Annotated in this window: 12 protein-coding genes; 5 read left to right on the forward strand and 7 right to left on the reverse strand. The window is 40.9% G+C overall.

Annotated features, from left to right (window positions below; translation table 11 throughout):
• Window positions 1–123: 123 nt before the first annotated feature.
• The 7 genes from N475_RS04145 to N475_RS04175 form a co-directional block, all read right to left on the reverse strand.
• On the reverse strand, window positions 124–2,193 hold the full coding sequence (locus N475_RS04145; protein WP_063364729.1) for a YcaO-like family protein: 2,070 nt from the start codon (window positions 2,191–2,193) through the stop codon (window positions 124–126).
• 181 nt (window positions 2,194–2,374) lie between these two features.
• On the reverse strand, window positions 2,375–3,580 hold the full coding sequence (locus N475_RS04150) for an amidohydrolase family protein (RefSeq protein ID WP_063357278.1): 1,206 nt from the start codon (window positions 3,578–3,580) through the stop codon (window positions 2,375–2,377).
• 60 nt (window positions 3,581–3,640) lie between these two features.
• Window positions 3,641–4,534 carry a BMA_0021/BMA_0022 family TOMM bacteriocin gene (locus N475_RS04155; protein WP_063357277.1) on the reverse strand — a complete coding sequence of 298 codons (894 nt, stop codon included), beginning with the start codon at window positions 4,532–4,534 and terminating at the stop codon, window positions 3,641–3,643.
• On the reverse strand, window positions 4,534–8,607 hold the full coding sequence (locus N475_RS04160; protein ID WP_063364730.1) for a TOMM system kinase/cyclase fusion protein: 4,074 nt from the start codon (window positions 8,605–8,607) through the stop codon (window positions 4,534–4,536). Before N475_RS04160 ends, N475_RS04155 begins: the two co-directional genes overlap by 1 nt.
• Window positions 8,608–9,296: 689 nt before the next feature.
• Window positions 9,297–9,791, reverse strand: a complete 495-nt coding sequence (locus N475_RS04165; protein WP_142048080.1) for a hypothetical protein — start codon at window positions 9,789–9,791, stop codon at window positions 9,297–9,299.
• A gap of 166 nt (window positions 9,792–9,957) precedes the next feature.
• Window positions 9,958–10,737 carry a hypothetical protein gene (locus N475_RS04170; protein ID WP_063357274.1) on the reverse strand — a complete coding sequence of 260 codons (780 nt, stop codon included), beginning with the start codon at window positions 10,735–10,737 and terminating at the stop codon, window positions 9,958–9,960.
• Between the two features lie 109 nt (window positions 10,738–10,846).
• Window positions 10,847–12,160, reverse strand: a complete 1,314-nt coding sequence (locus N475_RS04175) for a Na+/H+ antiporter NhaC family protein (protein WP_063357273.1) — start codon at window positions 12,158–12,160, stop codon at window positions 10,847–10,849.
• Window positions 12,161–12,550: 390 nt separating this feature from the next.
• Here N475_RS04175 and dapB point away from each other — a divergent pair, with 390 nt between their 5' ends.
• The 5 genes from dapB (at window position 12,551) to N475_RS04200 (ending at window position 20,178) form a co-directional block, all read left to right on the forward strand.
• On the forward strand, window positions 12,551–13,351 hold the full coding sequence (gene dapB, locus N475_RS04180; RefSeq protein ID WP_063357272.1) for a 4-hydroxy-tetrahydrodipicolinate reductase: 801 nt from the start codon (window positions 12,551–12,553) through the stop codon (window positions 13,349–13,351).
• A 210-nt stretch (window positions 13,352–13,561) separates the two neighbouring features.
• Window positions 13,562–14,698, forward strand: a complete 1,137-nt coding sequence (carA, locus tag N475_RS04185; protein ID WP_063364754.1) for a glutamine-hydrolyzing carbamoyl-phosphate synthase small subunit — start codon at window positions 13,562–13,564, stop codon at window positions 14,696–14,698.
• 18 nt (window positions 14,699–14,716) lie between these two features.
• Window positions 14,717–17,935: a carbamoyl-phosphate synthase large subunit gene (gene carB, locus N475_RS04190; protein ID WP_063357271.1), complete on the forward strand. Its 3,219-nt coding sequence runs from the start codon at window positions 14,717–14,719 to the stop codon at window positions 17,933–17,935.
• A 46-nt stretch (window positions 17,936–17,981) separates the two neighbouring features.
• On the forward strand, window positions 17,982–18,458 hold the full coding sequence (gene greA / locus N475_RS04195) for a transcription elongation factor GreA (RefSeq protein WP_063357270.1): 477 nt from the start codon (window positions 17,982–17,984) through the stop codon (window positions 18,456–18,458).
• Window positions 18,459–18,738: 280 nt separating this feature from the next.
• Entirely contained in the window at window positions 18,739–20,178 is a 1,440-nt protein-coding gene (locus N475_RS04200) for a sigma-54 interaction domain-containing protein (protein WP_063357269.1), read from the forward strand.
• The last annotated feature ends 102 nt before the right edge of the window (window positions 20,179–20,280 follow it).

Below are 20,280 nucleotides of genomic sequence, written 5' to 3' on the forward strand. Positions count from 1 at the left end.
AGAGATTCAGGGGAAGATCAGCATAATTAAATAAGAGCGAAGGGGTATTTGCTCATCAAGTTGTACCAAGTAGCCAAATGAGCAAAAAGAAATCTTATTCAACTACTTTGTATAAAGCGGAATTTATATATATAAACCTTGTTGATTGATTGTCGATTCATTTAAAGGTGTACTGTGTATGCCCAATTTAACTGGCGTATCATATAACCTTGAGTTAGCCAGTTGTGGCCAGATATGACATAGCCCAGGCACAAACACATTGGCTGTTTTGATAGGTATCGGTTCTTGGGAGTAATCTAAGGCTAGTGTTTCCATGCCCAAATTTTGAAGTTGCTCAATAACCGCCAATATATCTAATTTTAAGTCTCCACTTGGCTCTAGTTGAGGCGAAAAGGCTGGAGAATTATTGTTGGGTTTCAAAAACTCTTCATGTGTAATCGCATCAAAATCAAAAGAAGCGTCACCTTGGTCGCGAATTGGAATAAGTTGACATAACTCAGTTAAAGCTCGCTGAGCTGCCATCTGAGGCTTTAAATGGCAGCCAAAACCAAATACCCAGCCAGAAGTAAGTTTATTTTTGCCAATTGCGGCCATTACTGAAACACCTGTATCTATGGTGAGATCAAGAACCCAATACTCATAGTCTTTAGAAATAGCTTGGTGAAGAGGTGCAAAATGGCCTGTGTCCAACTTTGTGAGGTCAAAAGGCGGACGAAGTAGTTTATTGTACCACCATATCGCTACAGCATCGCGTTCTAGAAGTTCAAACAGCCCTTGCATGATAGCTTCTTCAAGGTTGTTTCCTGCAGCACAGCCATTTGAGTGCCACTTGCCAAACTGATCTTCTTCATAGGGGGTATTTGCAAAGCAGCTGACATATGGAATATATACCGGTTCATTGTGGCTCAAAGACCACACTTGCTGCCAATTGATCTGCCTACTATCAAATTCAACTGCAGCCTGAGTTCTGTTTGACTCTTTATTATGCGGATCAGAGAACCTTTTATATTGTTGTTTGCTGTACGGCACAAGCTGATTAAAGTTATAGCTGCGATGAGATAGTTCAGACTGGTGTGCGAATACAGTGGGGGTAATATATCGATATTGAGCATTTTTTCGCTCTATGGTCTCACATAAAGCACTGGCCATTGACTGGGATTCACTTACGCCTTTACCTAAGCAAATCTGCACAAAACTGTCGTTAGCTATATTGTTTGCATTCTTAATTGGAGGAGATTTGAAAAATGCGGTTTTAAAGATAGAAATTGAACTGCCCTTAGTTTTTGGAAGTTTCTCAATATGGGTAATCTGACCAGTTATTGGACTGATAAATGGTTTTAATTTTTCTACTGTCTGCTGAGCAGAGAGGCATCGAGAGCCGCCGTCATTGTCAAATGTGATGGTTTGAGAGTTTAGAGATATTTTTGAATCAAGTTTACGTGTTACAGATATAGGGCTAAACGGATGACTTTCTAAGTGATTCGTTTTGTTGTTATATTCAATTAGGCTACAACTTCGCTCTGGCTGAGCCAAATGTTGTTGTATTATCTTAGCTAGCTTATTTAATAGATCGCTAGTGCTTACATCGAGTTGAGTAGCGCTCGGTATAGTCAAGTCTGTACCAGAATATGCTTTTACGAATTTCAAAACCGGTTTATTGGCTTCGAGTGTTTGTGTCAGCGTTTCAGCTTCTTGTACGTTGGATAAAATCGGGCTGATCAATGTGGTTGTATCTGTAATAGATACAATACATATAGGCAAGTCACTTGCCAGCCCTTTGATATGCTGTAATTCTTGACTTGCAGTGAGCAGGTTATCAGTAATGATCAATTGCACATTCTCAATATTTGAGAAGAGTGGACCAAAGTCAAAGTCTAAATTGCTATATAGTCGATTACCAACGCAGGTTATTGTCTTTGCCAGCGCTTGCTTTTCAGTATCTACGGTGTCTGTTATGTATTGATTTTTCGAAAGGAAATACTCACATATAGAATAAAATCGCATTTTTTCTTCTTGGCTCTTTGCATTACTTGCAATTTCATTTTGAGTCTTTTTACCATCAATCAGGTTAAACAATGGAAATGCATTGTATTCAAACAGAAACTCACCGTTAGAAGCCAAAACGATTAGGTTATTATTCGGCAAAGTAATTACGCTATAGTTGGGTTGCCAGCTTAATACTTTTTCTGTCATTGTACGAGATCCTGTGCACTAGGCTTTGAAGCTAAACTTCCTAATTGAAATATAATACTTAACTTTCTACGAGGTAAGCCAGTTCTTTTATAGTTTTCAGCAGTTTAAGGTTCAAAAGATACATTTCAGCCGACATCGCCATCAATTACTTGGGATGTCAGCTTAGCTTGATAACACTTAATTAAGCTTTCATGAACTTACTTAGGTCGAGCGATGATTTATAGGACTCTCCAAAAAAATCTAACGCATTCAAGCCTAAGATCTTGTCTACAGAGCCTTTACCAATTTGGTTTTCAAGCTTTTGAACTTCTTGAATATTGTCGGACTCATGGTCCATATGAGGAAAGTCACTACCAAATAGAAGCTTGTGCGCTCCAATGTGCTGAATTGATTCCTTAAGCATAAGCTCATCAGGCTCGATTGCTAACCAGATTTGCCTTTCGAAGTATTCTGAAGGAAGTTGCTTAATATTCTCTTTTACTTCATTTTTTAAGCTCGGATAAGCCAGCTCATCTAGTCGCCATAACCAATGTGGTAACCAGCCACATCCAGCTTCAAGAAAGGCAAACTTAAGCTTAGGGAAGTGTTCAAGTGTGCCCGAAGTCATCAAAGACAAAATGCCACTCATGGCTTCCATGATATGGGAGCAAGAAAACTTACCGAATCTCGACTCATAAAGGTTTGAACCAAGAATTGGCACATTCGAATGTGTAAAAGAATGGAAGATAATCGAGATTTCACGTTCTTCGCATGCTCTCCAAAATGGAAAATACGCTTTGCTTTCTAGCGGGATGCCTTTAACAGGTGATGATTGAAGTGCGACGCTGGTAAAGCCTTGGTTGTGGGCTTCGATAACATCGGCAACCATTTTTTGCGGGTCATGCCGTGAAATCAAAGCTGCGCCATGTAGCCTATCTGTATTTACTGAGGATAGATCTTTTAACCAACGATTATATGCTTTCGCGTATGCGGCAGATTGGATCGCATCTATGTTGTCGTTATAAACGTAATAAGACCCATGATTTGGTAGCAAAACAGAGATATCTATGTTTTTTCTATTCATGTCATCCAAGTGACCTTGAGCAAAGGTTGCTGACTCAATATCAGCGCTTCGGGATTGCTGCTGTATGTTAAGCTCAATAGTTACTTTTTCGCTCATTGCTTGCCAAAGAGGAGAGTCATTAATCATGATCTGATCTGGCGCTGGAAAGCATGCGTATTCATCAAGTCGAGTTAATCGCTCGGAAAAGGTTTCACCCTCTGGCGCCATACTTTTTACAGTAGGAAGGTATAAAGCTTGCTCTTTTTTCGATAAATAAGTGGTGAACAAATTTGGTGGCTCGTTGACATGGCGGTCCATATCGACAATCAATGTGTTGTTTCTCATTCGTTTCCTCATAAACTAGGTGCTAAAGCAAAAGGCACCTAGCGTAACTAAATGGACGTATTACCCGCAGCTGAATGGGTATTTCGAACCCCCAGCATTGTATGATGCCAAGGCAATAGGGCCATAATTTTCAAGTGATAATGGGCGCTGAGGGACCACTAAAACGAGTCTTGATCTTTTAGCTTTTACCCATCTTGGAACTAGAGCTTGAGGCGGCACTGATTTAGAGCCAAACTCCTCCGCAAGTTGTGTAGAGTCTAAAAATTCAGCATCGTCATCTTCTGCAATGATAAGATCAAATGCCCAAGGGAAGTCGTAGCCGAACGACTCTTTAAGTACTTTTGCAGCTTTACCAATTTCTTCTACTTTTAGATTGCCTGTTTCTGTATCAATTGGATCTTTTGTGATTAAACGCTCTTTGAACTGCTCATCCATCCAAGACAGTGACAAAGCATCCATTAATACTGTACCGAACTCATAAAGTGTGCCCATATCATTGCCGATATTAAAACGACTAGTGCTAGGCATACTGTCTGGAGCTGCACCATTATCAAACCCCCCAAAAATAGAAGGTGCTTTTGCATAAAAAGCGGCGGCAGCTTCAGTCGGGTTATTCTTTGGCTTTTTTGGAATGTAGATAAGTACTTGTTCAATTTTCTCTGAGTTCTCTACATCATATTCACCAGTTCCTGGATTCCAATATGGTGCTTCGTCTGATTCTGTGACTTGTAATTGTATCCCCCAAGAGTCACCACACAAACCATACTTTTCTAGCACAGCCATTGCACCAATCTCTTGATCTGGATAACTGTTAAAATCTTTTTTAATCAGCTCATTACAGAATGGGTTGGATTCAACAGTTCCATTTTCTTGTGCTGTCCATATTGTTGATACGGACTTAATCCAAGCAGTTCTAAGCTCAAGAAGAGAACTGTCTGATATAATTGCTTTCATTATTGCTCCTTTTTACGGTTTTTAAACAGTTTAATTTGTTTATTACACATTTGAGTGACGCGTTTCATACCTGTTTTTTGTGACCATTTCATTGAGCGCTCTAGCGACTCGATGCTTTGCTCCTTCTGTCCCATAATAAGTTCTAGTTGTGAGCGCCTGTAAGGTAACATTGGCTGGTAATAATGCTCGCCTATTTCGTGACACAAGTCTTCGCAGTACGCCAATCGTGCATGTGCTTCTTGTAATTTATTCTGGCTAATTTCAATATCTGCAAGTAACGACTCAAAGAACGCAACTGCATGAAAACATCCCATGGCTTTTAGCCCTAACACAGGCTGAAGTGCATTGTTTAATACGTTTTCTTTTTCTTGTTCGGAAAGTTGTTTTGTCTGTGCTAAAGCCCACTGATAAACAATGGCACCATAGGTTTCGTGTGCAGGTAATGAATGCAGCTTTGCTTTGCTGACTAATTCGGACGCAGTGTCAAAGACCACATGAGGTTGAACCATGTATTGATACAGTATGCTCTTGTACATCAGTCCTATACAAAGGGAAGGCATATGACCTAGCTGTTCGGCAAAATCGATAGCCATATTTGCATGTTCAATTGCTAATTGCTCTTCATCAATTAACCAATAAAGTAGTCCAAGCGTTGCGGCTGACCAAGCTTTTGAGTCAAACCCAAACAATACACCATGGTTTCGATGCAAGGATTCATCATAGCAGTTGATAACTGACTCTAATAAAACTCTACCTTTTGCAAAATCACCTTTGGTGTAATAGTAGTAACCAAGAATTGCGTGTGCGGCACATTCAACATGAGGATACTTTTCAACTATTTTTTCTAGTTCATAGACAGTATTTTGAAGTGTTTTCCCTTCAAACCCTTTCAGGGTCCCGCGGTTGCCCGCCACAATATTGTGCAAAATTACCGAGTAATAAATTTGTACAAGCAACTCAATAATATCTGATTCAATGTTTTCGTCCGATTCTATGAAGCCTGACAAATCACTATTGAAATACAGAGAGTCAACCGACTTAAGACATTGATTAGCGTAATCAGAAACACTTTCTCCTGCCCACCCATCCTTATTCATCAACGCCAATGTTATAAGAATATTGGCATTTAGCGTATATTTCTGTTTCAGCTTATCTTCTAAAGGCTCACTCCACTGAATCGCCAATTGACACTCTTCAATACAATCACTACTTGCGGAAAAGTCCAAATGCTTAGTTGCACTTCTAAGAATATAGTTAATGGCTTTATCAAAACATTTTGAATTAGCGAAATGATGCGCTATTTCATGAGGGTTATTTTCGACGCGCTCCATGAACAGGCTTTCAAGTGTATTTGCAAGCTTGCCATGCACTTCTTCTGCAACTTGTCGAGACATGCTTTCATAACCGGCATCTCTTACTAAAGCGTGCTTAAAAATGTAGCTTTCACGATTCACGCGACGTTGTTTAATAATCAAGTCATTTTTGATGAGTTCGTTCAAATCGTTTTGAATTTGGTTTTCGCTTAAAGTTGAAGATGCTACTAAAAGCTCATACTCGAATTCTCGTCCAATTGTTGCTGCCAATTGAGCCGTTTCTTTAGCATGGTTCAGGCCATCGAGCTTTTGCTGAAGAGATTCTCTTAAACTGCTGGGGACCTGATCTAATCTTTCTGGAGAAATAAAGTCAATTGGATGTTCGTTGATGTCGACAAGCTGTTTGTTAATCAACATTGCAACTAATTCTTCAATAAACAGTGGTATACCATCCGTTCGTGCAATGAGTACATCGAGTACATTTTGCGCTACAGGTCTTTGATCAAACAGCTTTAAAATAAACTGTTCAGTTGCTTTTTCGTCAAGCTTATTCAACTCAATCGGCTTTATTTTATTTCTTGAAAGTGAAGTAGGAATATCATTGCGCGACGTACTTATTATAAAATGCTGTGTACTTAAGGAGTGTTCAAAGTAATTTATAAACTCTAGGGTTGTTGAATCTGACCAATGAATATCCTCAAAAACAAACAGCTTATTATCATTAAGGCTATGTATTTGCGATACGAGGAGTGCTTGCAAGCAAGAGAACAAAATTTGTTTCTGGATATCGGCCGGAAGCATCGATGGCTGATAGTTCTTTCCTAGATCAATATTTAACCATACTAAAAGAATAGGGATTGCATCGTTGGGCAAATCTCCATTGAAATACTTATCGAGGAGCTTGTGAAATTCTTCAGTGACAGCTTCAGCGCTGAGTTTATGTGTGTTAAATAGATTGTGAATTAAAGTCAATATTGGATATAACGCATTGTTTTGATGCTCTGGTAAGCACTGTGCAATGAGGTGTTGATGTTTAGGTGCGTGCACCCTGATTTCTTGAAGTAACCTTGACTTTCCGATACCTGCTTCACCAAATATGTGTGTATGCTTTTCACTAGGCACTTCTTTGTTGATTTGTGCTTTAACTTGATTAAGCTCTTCTTCTCGTCCAATGAGCTCATGGTTGTTGCGCGTTCCTCTCATAAAGCCAAAAGCTTCAACTTGGCGTTCACCTTTAAGCTCATAGACAGGCTCAGGTCGGTAACTTTGCCCGAGTTTTAGTTCGACATAGCCTTCAAATTCACTATAAGGATCTAGTATCGCTCTTGCTTCACTACTGCAAAGTACTTGTTTCTCCCGTGCAGTTCTTGCAAGCGTCATAGCCGCATTAGCAACGTGTCCCTCTGGGGTAGAATTGGCGTAGGTAACAAAAACACCTGTATGAATACCGATATGTACATTTAGTTGAGCGCCATGCGCGTCCTTCATCAACGCATTTCGTTTTGAGATTTCACTTGTAATTTCTAAGGCGCTCCTTGCACACAGCCTAGTATCATTGTCGCTCGCTGTTGGGTGGCCAAAGTAAAACAAAGAGACATCGGCAACACTGCCTACATGAAATGCACCAAATCGAATTGCGATATCTAAACAGTAGTTCCGCTGAGATTTAAATAAAGTGTCGATAACTTCAAGGTCGTGTTCTCTAGCATCGGTAAATGATGTACTAAAGCGTAAAGCTAGTACGGTAATTTGCTTCCGTTCGGTTAGAGAGGTATAACCAAGTGGTGCAATAACTGTGTCATGGTCGTTTCTCATCACTATGGTTTCATCCTCAGCAACTTGTGATGAAGAGCTGAGAGATATTTTGCCAACTAAGTTTGAGACATTAATCGATTTAAGCTCATTAAACGCTTCTTCTCCCGTGATTACACGTTCTATGGCATTTTTATTTAGGACTCTACGTAAAAGCCCGGACAATGGATGTCCAAGCAATGCACTAGGCATTGGAATATGTGCGTCGCTCAATTGTTTATGATAAATAGATGCGACACTTGTGCCATTCATTGCTGGGGCACCTGTAATGCATTCCAGATAAACAAGACCCCATACATATAGATCTGTTTTGGTTGTAGCAGGTTCGCCTCGCAGTTGCTCAGGCGCACTATATGAAGGGGTACCAAGCGTTTCTTGCGTGAGAGTTAAAGTACGAAAATCTGCTTGGCGGCTATCGTGAGTGAGTGTTCCAATACCAAAATCAAGAATTTTTGCATGCAGCTTAGCGCCAGTTTTGCTTAGCATAATGTTGGCAGGCTTAATATCCCTATGCACAATACCTTTACTATGTGCGTGAATGAGGGCATCTAGCACTTGAGACATAATATCAGTTGCTTCCGGGGCACTAAATGGCCCTTCTAGTAACAGGTGCTCGCGTAACGAATGCCCTTCAACAAACTCAAAAACACCATAGAGTAAATCATCATTGATTTGACCTTGGTCCAGCAGCCTTACAATATTAGGGTGCTGTAACTGGCTACTTAATGATGTCTCTCTTTTAAATCGCTCAATGTATCTTTGTTTTTTTTGTTCTTCACAATGAGGTTCTATAGCTAGAAATTTGATAGCAACAAACTGGCCTGTACTTTTTTGTTTAGCTTTAAAAACTTTACCGAAGCCGCCTTCACCAACTTTATTGAGTAACTCGTAATGTGAGGACTCAAAGCTATCGTAGATGTATGAATCTGAAAATTGAGTTAATGACATAATAGTAATTAGCTTCTCTAAATAAATATCCGTTTGTGGCAAACACTCATTACTTAGTGGTAACAAATGGCCAAATCAATTGTTGTTCAATATTAGTCTAAACAACACAATTATAACTGCTGCTAGGGCTAAAACTAGTGTTTTTGATAATTGGTATAATCTAAACTATGAATGTTAAATTAAAAAGAGGCTGCGTAATAATTTCAAGCTTATATAGTCCCGTATAATGCAATTATAATGAGTGGGTATCAAGCTCTGATAATACGCCATCAATAAGCGTGAGTAAACATTGGTGTAATGAGGTGTAATGCCGCAGTTGCTTTTCCGGAAAGCCTGAATATGAGCTTTTAGTTAAGCCTTTTGTAGTGGATAATAATTAAATATTCCTTATCGATTGGGGGGGTGCGGTTGATTTATATGTGTTTACAGTTGGTCCTGTGTTGATGAATTCAAAAATCGAGTTGAGCCTATTCATTTTCTATAAGTAAAGAGTGTAGGAATAGAAAATCACGTTAACAGCTACTTTATAATTACCTATTATTTAGTAAAGTGGGAGAGTTGTGCTTTGCATTGCAATAAAAAAATAATTATCAATTTAAGCTTGTATAAATGATTATTTCCTGTATTGAAATTATCTTGGGTGTTTAAATCCTGTTCAGAATGCTTTTAGTTCAGGTTTATGAAATACATCAAGCTATCGCTTTTAGTAATACACTCATATCAGTCACTCCTGCTTCTTTCATTGCTTCTTTGACATTTTTGATCATGTCAAAATACTGATTCTGAAGTTGGATGAAATATTGATTTTTTTGGTCAAATAAGGCTTTCTCAGTTTCGTTGTTGTGGTCTATTTTTGCGTTTAGTTGGGCAACTTCTTGCCTTAAGACATCTAATTCTTCTTTCATTTCCTCTAATCGCTCTAGCATTCTCCTTATGTGTGCTGGTAAATCTCCATATTTGTCTTCATTTTTTTCTTTAGCTTCGCGGCCAGAAAGTTTTTCTTTTTCTTCTTCTGAAAGTTTGTGCGTTCCTTCAAGTTCAGATTTTTTTTCGACCGGCTGGGGAGCTGTTTCTGATTTTTCTGGCTCTACCTCCGCTTGCTCTCTTTCTTGTGCTTTTGCCTTGAGCTCAGTAGCGAGTTTGTAGCCATACGCCACGCTCATTTCGTGTAATAAGTTCATCATAAATTCCTTGATATAACTGTTTGTAAAAATAGACGAGCGTACTTGCCAAAAACTTAATCGGCTCGATGGGCAAATTCTTTAGAAAATTTATAGCTAAATGTGCAGATAATTTGTAGATGGCTTACATTTGGGCGCTTTTTCATACGCCCAAATGAGGGTATGTACTCTAGAATGTCCAAGCCAAATGAATCTGAGGTACAGACTCGTTCGTGTCGGTACCAAGTTTATTGCGCCAGTATTGCCATTCAAGTCCTAAATAGAGTTGATTAGATGACATATCCAATGCATGACCTAAATCCCAGCGAATGATAGGCTGGGCCAAAAGCCAGCCTTTGACATCGCTGCCTGTTTCACTCTCTCGTTCAGCAATATACTCCACATGGCCTGTAACTTCGAACTTTTGACTGCCTATTGTGAATGGATAACCCCACGCTACGTCAATCATCCAACTATTCGTTTGTGCAGGTGCGCCACCTTTAGCTAAACCTTCACTGTCGTCAATATATGCCGTAAAGAGTGTCGAAAGAAATGAAAAACCTTCAACATTCCAAGAAACTTTAACACCTGGTAGGTACTTCATGACTTTTGAGTCGCCTGCCATATTAAAGCCTGCAACAATACCCACATCTTTTATTAAGCTGCTGTCAAACTTTACATTTCCAAGTTTGCTTAGACTAAATGTAGAATACCATTCTCCATAAAAGTCTCTGTCTTGGTAATCATCATTTAAATCATCAACGAGATAGTCAATGAAGAAGAAATTGTCACCATAGGCATAACCTGAGCTATGCTGCAGAGAGTATACCGTGGTATTGGATTCCGCTCGGCTAAAAGGGTTTTTAAAGTCACCATTGTTGATATGAAGCTGAGTGTTGCTCCAATCGGCTGCAAAAGTGGTTGAAGATAACAGCGCAACAGGGAGAGTTAGACATAACTTTTTATTCATTAATTAATTCTTCAAAGTTTAGAAACTTTGTAATTATATATTAATTCATGAAGTTATGTGAATTTACGGAAGAGATTTGAAAGCGCCCAATAACAGGGCGCTTTCAAGGTTAAGCTTTATTTCGGCGTAATACAATAACTGTTACAGCGGTAATCGCTAGAATGAAGCAGTAGAAAGAAGACATAGATACTTCAAATGGGTTGATGCCAAATGTAGTTCCAAGTAATAAAGCTTGAGCTCCATAGGGGAGTGAACCTTGCATCACACAAGCGAAAATATCTAGTAAGCTTGCTGAGCGCTTTGGTGAAATATCGCTATCTTCTGCAAGTTTTTTGGCGACAGGCCCCGCTACAATAATACTGACCGTATTATTTGCAATACACATGTTACTGGTTAGAACTAGTGCTGCAATGCCAAGTTGATCGGCCACTTTCGTATTAAACTTGCCAAGGGCTGCTGTGAGTTTATGTATCTTTTTAGCAATGTACTCTAGTCCGCCATTAATTCTAATGAACTCAGACAAGCCGCCAATAAACATAGACAATAAGAAGATCTCTTGCATATCAGTGAAGCCTTTATATACGTCTTTCACGAATGCACCGCCTTCATAGTCGCCAGCAAAGCCAACAGCTGCCGCAAATATAATGCCGCTAAATAGCACAGCGAATACATTCAGACCCATAACTGCCAAAACAAGAATGAATATATAAGGTAGAACGAGCAGCCATTCAAATGGCTTCGTTTCAACAGCCTGAGGCTCAGGCGTCAAGAACACTAAAAGAAGCACGGTTAACAGTGCTGCTGGCAACGCAATCTTTAAATTCTCTTTGAATTTGTCTTTCATTTCACAGCCCTGCGTGCGAGTAGCAGCAATGGTTGTGTCAGAGATGATAGAAAGGTTGTCACCAAACATTGCACCTGACACGATTGTGCCGGCCATTAGCGCAGGATCTATTCCTGTTTTGATGGAAACCGCGTATGCAATTGGTCCGATTGCACCTATGGTACCCATCGACGTACCCATAGCAGTAGACACTACTGCGGCAATCAAGAATAAACCAGGCAATAGAAATGCAGGAGGGATGAGTGATAAACCTGCGTTCACCACTGCATCGACACCACCAGTTGCTCCGGCCACGGCTGAAAATGCACCTGCTAGTAAGTAAATCAAACACATAGTGATGATGTTGCTGTGTCCTGCGCCTTTGATAAACGTTTCTACACTTTGATTAATAGATGTTTTATTTAGCCAAAATGCTAAAACAATAGCCGGCAAAATCGCGACTGGTGCAGGCAATTGATAAAAAGCGTAATCGACACCTTGCGAATGTAAGTAAAGTCCAGCGCCTAAAAATAGGGCAACGAAAGTAAGTAAAGGTAGCAAAGATAACTTTGCTCGTGAGTTGTCAAAAGATGGCTGCATAGCACTCCCCAAAAACCATTATCTACCTACAATAAACCTGTAAAAGTAGATACAACCACAGCCAACAGGGTCATTATTAGCTGTATTTAAACTTCTACGCCCGCAATAATTTAAATCGGCGAATGCGGAAGTTTAAACATTTAGACGTCTAAAGTCCAATGGTGTTTATTATAATTATTCAATAACTGACTATGACATAGAGATGGGCTAAACTCTAGGCCTGACAAAGCTTGAGAAAAATACAACAAGTAATGTAACTTAGTGATTTTACTCGGCAGTGTAGCCAAGCACTTGCTTCGCGAATGCTTGTAGCATGTACGCTTGGGTAATATTGCCTGTGCGTTTTTTGCCAAATTAATAATTACGTTTAGAACTAGGAATGAGAAAATAATGACAAAAATAGGTGTGTTTGGAGCCAATGGCAGGATGGGTCAAGCTTTAATAGAAGCTGTAGAGATAGAAAAAGAAGCACAACTGGCTGCTGCATTTGTAAGATCAAGCTCGCCTTTTTTAGATACCCCAGTAAGAGCGTTACAGCCAGCTCACTCGTCAGAGCTTGCATTTGCAGATGAGGAGGGTGGTGTAGAGCGCGCGGAAGTATTGATAGATTTTACCCTACCACAAGGGATGTTGACACATTTACAAAGTGCAGTTGAAAGCAAAATACCTATGGTGATCGGCACAACAGGTTTAACTGAAGCAGAAATGGACCAATTGAGAGAAGCAGCAAAGACAATACCTATTGTGTTTGCTCGCAATTTTAGTGTTGGCGTAAATTTGCTCTTAAATCTTGTTCAAACGGCTGCGACGAAGCTGGCTGATGAAATGGACATCGAAATATTTGAAGCGCACCACAGAAACAAAATAGATGCACCATCGGGCACCGCTTTGGCAATCGGTGAAGCAATTGCGGAAGCTAAAGGCTGGGATCATGATGAAGTAGCAAGATATGACCGCTCTAATGTGCATGAAGCAAAAAGTCAAGATGAAATTGGCTATTCAGTCCTCCGAGCAGGAGATATAGTTGGTGAACATACCGCTTACTTCGCAACCATGGGAGAAAGACTAGAATTAACCCACAAAGCAGCTTCAAGACTAACGTTTGCATCAGGTGCTGTAAGGGCTGCGCAATGGTTGAAAAATAAGCCAGTTGGACTTTATGACATGCAAGATGTACTCGGTTTAAAGTAGTTTGTTTATTTTTTTGGCGGTTTCGCCTAAAAAACACTTTTAAGAGCTTATTTTTAAGTTTTTTACTCTTATTATTAGACGAATCTGAGAAAGTGCTGTAGACTATAACGAATTTGCCAAAAATTTAATATCTGCGTGTTACCAAGCGCTTTGTAGACGGGAAAAAAGCGTGTTTGCTTATCCCGTTTTTTTATATCTATGGAGGTTAACTTGACTAAATCCGCTCTGTTAGTCCTTGAAGACGGTACGGTGTTTCGCGGTACTGCCATCGGCGCCGACGGTATATCTGTTGGTGAGGTAGTATTTAATACGTCTATGACAGGATATCAAGAAATCTTGACAGATCCGTCTTATGCGGAACAAATTGTCACCTTAACTTACCCGCACATCGGAAACACTGGTACAAACAGTGAAGACGAAGAGGCGGACAAAATCTGGGCAAAAGGCCTAGTGATTCGTGACTTACCATTACTAGCAAGTAATTTTCGTAACGAGCAATCGTTAAGTGATTATTTGAAAGAACGTAATATTTTAGGGATAGCGGATATCGATACGCGTAAATTGACGCGTATCCTGCGTGATAAGGGTGCTCAAAACGGATGTATCATCGCAGGTGATGACATCGATGAGCAAAAGGCGCTTGAAGCGGCTAAAGCATTTCCTGGCCTAAAAGGAATGGATTTAGCGAAAGCTGTAACTACAGAATCTTCGTTCCAGTGGAATGAAGGCAGCTGGACACTAGGCGAAGGCTTTAAAACGCTGGAGCAGGGTGAAGAGCAATTCCATGTTGTTGCGTATGATTTTGGTGTAAAGAAAAATATTTTACGTATGCTAGTTGACCGTGGCTGTAAGCTAACGGTTGTTCCTGCAGAAACCTCCGCTGCAGAAGTACTGGCACTAAACCCAGATGGCATCTTCCTTTCAAATGGACCTGGTGACCCAGAGCCATGTACTTATGCAATTGATGCGATTAAGTCTTTCCTTGAAACAGAGACTCCAATCTTTGGTATTTGTCTTGGTCACCAATTACTGGCGTTGGCATCAGGTGCTAAAACAGTAAAAATGAAGTTTGGTCACCACGGTGGTAACCACCCGGTTAAAGACCTAGACCGTGATGTAGTAATGATCACAGCGCAAAACCATGGTTTCGCTGCTGACGAAGAGAGCTTGCCTGAGAATCTTAGAGCAACTCACAAATCACTATTTGATGGTACGTTACAGGGTATTCACCGCACTGATAAGCCTGCTTTCAGTTTCCAAGGCCACCCTGAAGCAAGTCCTGGTCCTCACGACGCTGCGCCGTTGTTTGACCACTTCATTGAATTAATGCAAGCACGCAAAGCCTAATTTATTACTGGAGTAACAATGCCAAAACGTACCGACATAAAAAGCATTCTAATCTTGGGCGCAGGCCCAATTGTTATCGGCCAAGCATGTGAATTCGACTACTCTGGTGCTCAGGCCTGTAAAGCGCTTAGAGAAGAAGGCTATCGAGTAATTCTTGTAAACTCGAACCCTGCAACGATTATGACAGACCCAGAAATGGCTGATGCGACGTATATCGAGCCGATTCACTGGGAAGTTGTTGAAAAAATTATCGAAAAAGAAAAGCCAGATGCAGTACTACCTACTATGGGTGGGCAGACTGCACTAAACTGTGCGCTTGATTTAGACAAGCACGGCGTACTGGCTAAGTATGATGTTGAGCTTATCGGTGCAACTGCAGATGCAATCGACAAAGCAGAAAACCGTGAGCGTTTCGACATCGCGATGAAAAACATTGGCCTTGAGTGTCCTCGTGCAGAAATCGCACACTCAATGGACGAAGCAAAAGACGTACTAACGCGTATTGGCTTCCCATGTATCATCCGTCCTTCTTTCACTATGGGTGGCACCGGTGGTGGTGTTGCTTATAACATGGAAGAGTTTGAAGAAATCTGTACACGTGGTTTGGACCTTTCACCAACTAACGAGCTTTTAATTGATGAGAGCTTGTTGGGTTGGAAAGAGTACGAAATGGAAGTTGTTCGTGATAAAAACGACAACTGTATCATTGTATGTTCTATCGAAAACTTTGATCCAATGGGTGTTCACACTGGTGACTCAATCACAGTTGCACCAGCGCAAACATTAACTGACAAAGAATATCAGCTAATGCGTAACGCTTCGATGGCGGTACTGCGTGAAATTGGTGTTGAAACAGGTGGTTCAAACGTTCAATTTGGTGTGAATCCAAAAGATGGTCGTATGGTTATCATCGAGATGAACCCACGTGTATCTCGTTCATCTGCACTTGCATCGAAAGCGACAGGCTTCCCAATCGCGAAGATTGCAGCAAAACTAGCTGTAGGTTACACGCTAGATGAGCTTCAAAATGACATCACTGGTGGCGCGACACCGGCATCATTTGAGCCTTCAATTGACTACGTTGTGACTAAAATCCCTCGTTTCAACTTTGAAAAGTTCGCTGGTGCAAATGACCGTCTTACGACTCAGATGAAGTCTGTTGGTGAGGTTATGGCGATTGGTCGTAACCAGCAAGAGTCTCTTCACAAAGCACTTCGTGGTCTAGAAGTGGGCGCAACGGGTTTCAACCCAATTGTTGCTCTTGATGACCCTAAAGCAAAAGAAACAATCATCCGTGAACTACGCGAGCCAGGTGCAGAGCGTATTTGGTACATTGCAGATGCAATGCGTCACGGTATGAGCGTTGAAGATGTATTCGAGTTAACTAAGATTGACCGTTGGTACTTAGTTCAGATTGAAGACATCATCAAAGATGAAGATAAAATTGCAGAAGCAGGCCTTGCAGGTCTTAACAAAGACTTCCTTCGTCGCCTTAAGCGTAAGGGCTTTGCTGATGCGCGTATCGCTGAAATTGCAGGTGTTTCTGAAAAAGAAATCCGCAAAAAGCGTCATCAGTTAGAAATCCTACCTGTTTACAAGCGTGTTGATACATGTGCAGCAGAATTCAGCTCAGACACGGCTTACATGTACTCTTCATATGACGAAGAGTGTGAAGCAGCACCGTCTGACAAAGACAAGATCATGGTTATCGGCGGTGGTCCTAACCGTATCGGTCAAGGTATTGAATTCGATTATTGTTGTGTACACGCGGCGCTTGCAATGCGTGACGATGGTTACGAAACTATCATGGTTAACTGTAACCCTGAGACAGTTTCTACAGACTACGATACTTCAGATCGTCTATTCTTCGAACCAATTACACTTGAAGATGTGCTAGAAATCGTACGCGTTGAAAAGCCAAAAGGTGTTATCGTTCAGTACGGTGGTCAAACACCACTTAAACTAGCACGTGATCTTGAGGCGAATGGTGTGCCAGTGATTGGTACTTCTCCTGACGCAATCGACCGTGCAGAAGACCGTGAGCGTTTCCAACAGCTTGTTGAGCGCCTTGACCTACTTCAGCCTGAGAATGCGACAGTGACTTCTTTAGAAGAAGCCGTTGCCAAGTCTCAAGAAATCGGCTTCCCATTAGTTGTTCGTCCATCATACGTACTAGGTGGTCGTGCGATGGAAATCGTATATGACGAAGATGACTTACGTCGTTACATGACTGAAGCGGTATCTGTATCTAACGAAGCACCGGTTTTACTTGACCGCTTCCTAGACGATGCAATTGAAGTTGACGTTGATGCTATCTGTGACGGTGAAAACGTGATTATCGGCGGTATCATGGAGCACATTGAGCAGGCAGGTGTTCACTCAGGTGACTCGGCATGTTCACTACCAGCACATTCTCTATCGCAAGATATTCAAGACGTTATGCGCAAGCAAGTACGTGATATGGCGCTAGAGCTAGGTGTTGTAGGCCTAATGAATACTCAGTTTGCAGTGAAAGATGGCAAAGTATACCTGATCGAGGTTAACCCTCGTGCAGCGCGTACAGTACCATTTGTATCTAAGGCAACTGGTGTACCACTTGCGAAAGTAGCTGCTCGTTGTATGGTTGGTCAATCTCTAGAAAGCCAAGGCGTAACGAAAGAAGTTATTCCACCATACTACAGCGTTAAAGAAGTTGTACTTCCTTTTGCTAAGTTCTTAGGTGTTGACCCAATCCGTGGTCCTGAGATGCGTTCAACGGGTGAAGTCATGGGCGTTGGTGAAAACTTCGCCGAAGCATTCGCGAAAGCACAATTAGGTGCATCAAACGCTTTACCACGTGGCGGTCGCGCGTTACTATCTGTCCGTAACAGCGACAAATCACGCGTTGTTGAGCTTGCTAAAACGATGAAAGCTATCGGTTTTGAGCTTGACGCAACGAACGGTACAGCTAAAGCATTAGAAGAAGCAGGTATTGAAGTTCGCCGCGTGAACAAGGTATTTGAAGGTCGTCCTCATATTCTTGACCGTATCAAGAATGGTGAGTACAGCTACATCGTTAATACCACTGAAGGTCGCCAAGCGATTGAAGATTCGAAGGTGTTACGTCGTGGTGCACTTCAGCATAAGACTAACTACACCACCACGCTAAATGCAGCGTTTGCAAACTGTACTGCGCATGCCGCAGATGACAGAAGCTCTGTAAACTCTGTACAAGAATTACACCAGCGATTGAACTAATGGATATAAGCCAAGGCCTTTGGCCTTGGTGGTAAGTGAGAGACTTATGCAATCAATTCCGATGACTGTGCGAGGCGAAGAACTGCTTCGTGAAGAACTGAACCATCTGAAAAAAGTGGTCCGTCCCCAAATTGTTGCCGATATCGCAGAAGCGCGTGAACACGGTGACTTAAAAGAAAACGCTGAGTATCATGCTGCGCGTGAACAACAGGGTTTTTGTGAAGGGCGAATTCAAGAAATCGAAGCTAAACTATCGACTTCTCAAGTAATTGACGTCACCAAGATGGCTAACAATGGTAAGGTAATCTTTGGTAGTACGGTAACCATAGTTAACGTAGATACTGACGAAGAAGTAACTTACAAGATTGTTGGTGATGACGAAGCAGACATTAAGAACAACTTAATTTCTGTAAACTCACCAATTGCTCGTGGCTTAGTTGGCAAAGAGCTAGATGATTCAGTTAATATTCAAACTCCAAACGGTACTGTTGAATACGAAATCATCGAAGTTGAATATATCTAATTTGTCTAACCTATAGACCAAAAGCCCGGCGGTAAAACGTTGGGCTTTTTTATTGCAAGATGTTTAGACTTTCAAAGACAATAATCATCATTACTTTTTAATTCCTTTTCCGGAAAAAAGGCGCTTAGCTTACAAATCTATAAATAACCCTGTCTTATTACACCTCAAAGACGCGCTCAGTTCTAAATAAACGTGATCAAGATCATACAAACTAAGACTAAGCTTTTTTGACTAATATCATTACGTTACTATTGTTCGTGAAATATCACGAGGAATGGCTATGTCGTCTGTAATTAAACACTTTTTAAATGATCCAAAGTTATTACTTAACGCAGTGGGCGAAGGGATCTATGGCTTTGATTTATCGGGAAACGCAGTATTCATCAATCCTGCGGCAGAAAAAATGACAGGGTGGGGGGCGGATGAGCTACTTGGAAAAAAAATACATCAGTATCATCATCACAGCCATGCAGACGGCAGTGATTATCCCGCTGACGAGTGTCAGATATACAAGACCATGTTTGATGGCGAAACACGTTATGTTAAAGGTGAGGTTTTTTGGAGAAAGGACGGTTCCTGCTTCCCTGTTGAGTATACCTCGACTCCTGTTTATCGAGACGGGCAAATTATAGGTGCAGTCGCCATATTTCGCGATATTTCACAACAAGTTAAAACTGAGCAGGCGTTGCGAGATGCATTGAAGCAAGTTCAAAGTCTATCCGAACAATTGAAAGATGAAAACAGCTATTTGCTTTCCGAGATAAATCAAAATTGGCAAGGGTCGGGTTTAGTTGGAGAAAGCCATGTGTTTAATCGAATGCTCGAGCAAATAAAGCTAGTGAGTAAAACGGATAGTACTGTACTTATTCAAGGTGAAAACGGTACTGGTAAGGAGTTAGTTGCCAGAAATCTACACTACCTAAGTGAGCGGGCAGAAATGCCATTTGTACGAGTTAACTGTGCAGCATTTTCGCCAAGTTTGCTTGAGTCTGAATTGTTTGGCCACGAAAAAGGCGCTTTTACTGGTGCCCATGATAAAAGGAAAGGGCGATTTGAACTTGCTCATAATGGCACATTGTTTTTAGATGAAATTGGTGAATTACCACAAGAGGCGCAAAGCAAGTTATTGCGCGTTCTTCAAGAGCAAGAGTTTGAGAGAGTGGGAGGAAGTAAGACAATTTCAGTCAATATACGTGTGATTGCCGCCACGAATAGAGATTTATGGAAAATGGTCGAAGAAGGGGGTTTTAGAATGGATTTGTATTACCGCTTGAATGTATTTCCCATAAAAGTACCTCCACTACGTGACCGAAAGGAAGACTTGCCCATGTTATGTGCCAATATGATCAGTAAGTTAAATGTGCGTCTCGGTAAGCAGATCAAAGGTATTGCAAAGTCGTCTTTGTTAAAGCTTAAGTCATATCAGTGGCCGGGCAACATTCGCGAGCTACAAAATGTTTTAGAGCGTGAAGCAATTTTATCTCATAGTCATACTTTGCATTTGTCTCAGCCATTGAATTTAGATGGGCATACAGTAAGAGAAGGAGAGCAAAGCCAAAGTTTGGAGTCAATTCAAAAGCAACACATAACACAGGTTTTGGAATCTTGCGCGTGGAAAATTTCTGGAAAAGGTGGAGCAGCAGACACATTAGGCCTAAACGAAAGTACCTTGCGATCTAAAATGAAGAAACTCGGTATTGCAAAAAATCGTGATATTTAGAGTCTGCTCGTGATATATCACGATTACTAGGGTTTTTGATAATTAATAAATTCAATAAAATCAATGTATTAATAAAGTTTCAGTTTGGTCTGAAAGTTGCAA

Origin of the sequence: Pseudoalteromonas luteoviolacea DSM 6061 (assembly GCF_001625655.1) — a bacterium.
Classification (GTDB): Bacteria; Pseudomonadota; Gammaproteobacteria; order Enterobacterales; family Alteromonadaceae; genus Pseudoalteromonas; species Pseudoalteromonas luteoviolacea.

What these genes read in the sequence shown, in the direction of transcription:
- carB (WP_063357271.1), top strand. Translation starts at nt 14,717, where the DNA reads ATGCCAAAACGTACCGACATAAAAAGCATTCTAATCTTGGGCGCAGGC.
- N475_RS04145 (WP_063364729.1), bottom strand. Translation starts at nt 2,193, where the DNA reads ATGACAGAAAAAGTATTAAGCTGGCAACCCAACTATAGCGTAATTACT.
- N475_RS04155 (WP_063357277.1), bottom strand. Translation starts at nt 4,534, where the DNA reads ATGAAAGCAATTATATCAGACAGTTCTCTTCTTGAGCTTAGAACTGCT.
- greA (WP_063357270.1), top strand. Translation starts at nt 17,982, where the DNA reads ATGCAATCAATTCCGATGACTGTGCGAGGCGAAGAACTGCTTCGTGAA.
- N475_RS04150 (WP_063357278.1), bottom strand. Translation starts at nt 3,580, where the DNA reads ATGAGAAACAACACATTGATTGTCGATATGGACCGCCATGTCAACGAG.
- N475_RS04175 (WP_063357273.1), bottom strand. Translation starts at nt 12,160, where the DNA reads ATGCAGCCATCTTTTGACAACTCACGAGCAAAGTTATCTTTGCTACCT.
- N475_RS04160 (WP_063364730.1), bottom strand. Translation starts at nt 8,607, where the DNA reads ATGTCATTAACTCAATTTTCAGATTCATACATCTACGATAGCTTTGAG.
- N475_RS04165 (WP_142048080.1), bottom strand. Translation starts at nt 9,791, where the DNA reads ATGATGAACTTATTACACGAAATGAGCGTGGCGTATGGCTACAAACTC.
- N475_RS04200 (WP_063357269.1), top strand. Translation starts at nt 18,739, where the DNA reads ATGTCGTCTGTAATTAAACACTTTTTAAATGATCCAAAGTTATTACTT.
- N475_RS04170 (WP_063357274.1), bottom strand. Translation starts at nt 10,737, where the DNA reads ATGAATAAAAAGTTATGTCTAACTCTCCCTGTTGCGCTGTTATCTTCA.
- dapB (WP_063357272.1), top strand. Translation starts at nt 12,551, where the DNA reads ATGACAAAAATAGGTGTGTTTGGAGCCAATGGCAGGATGGGTCAAGCT.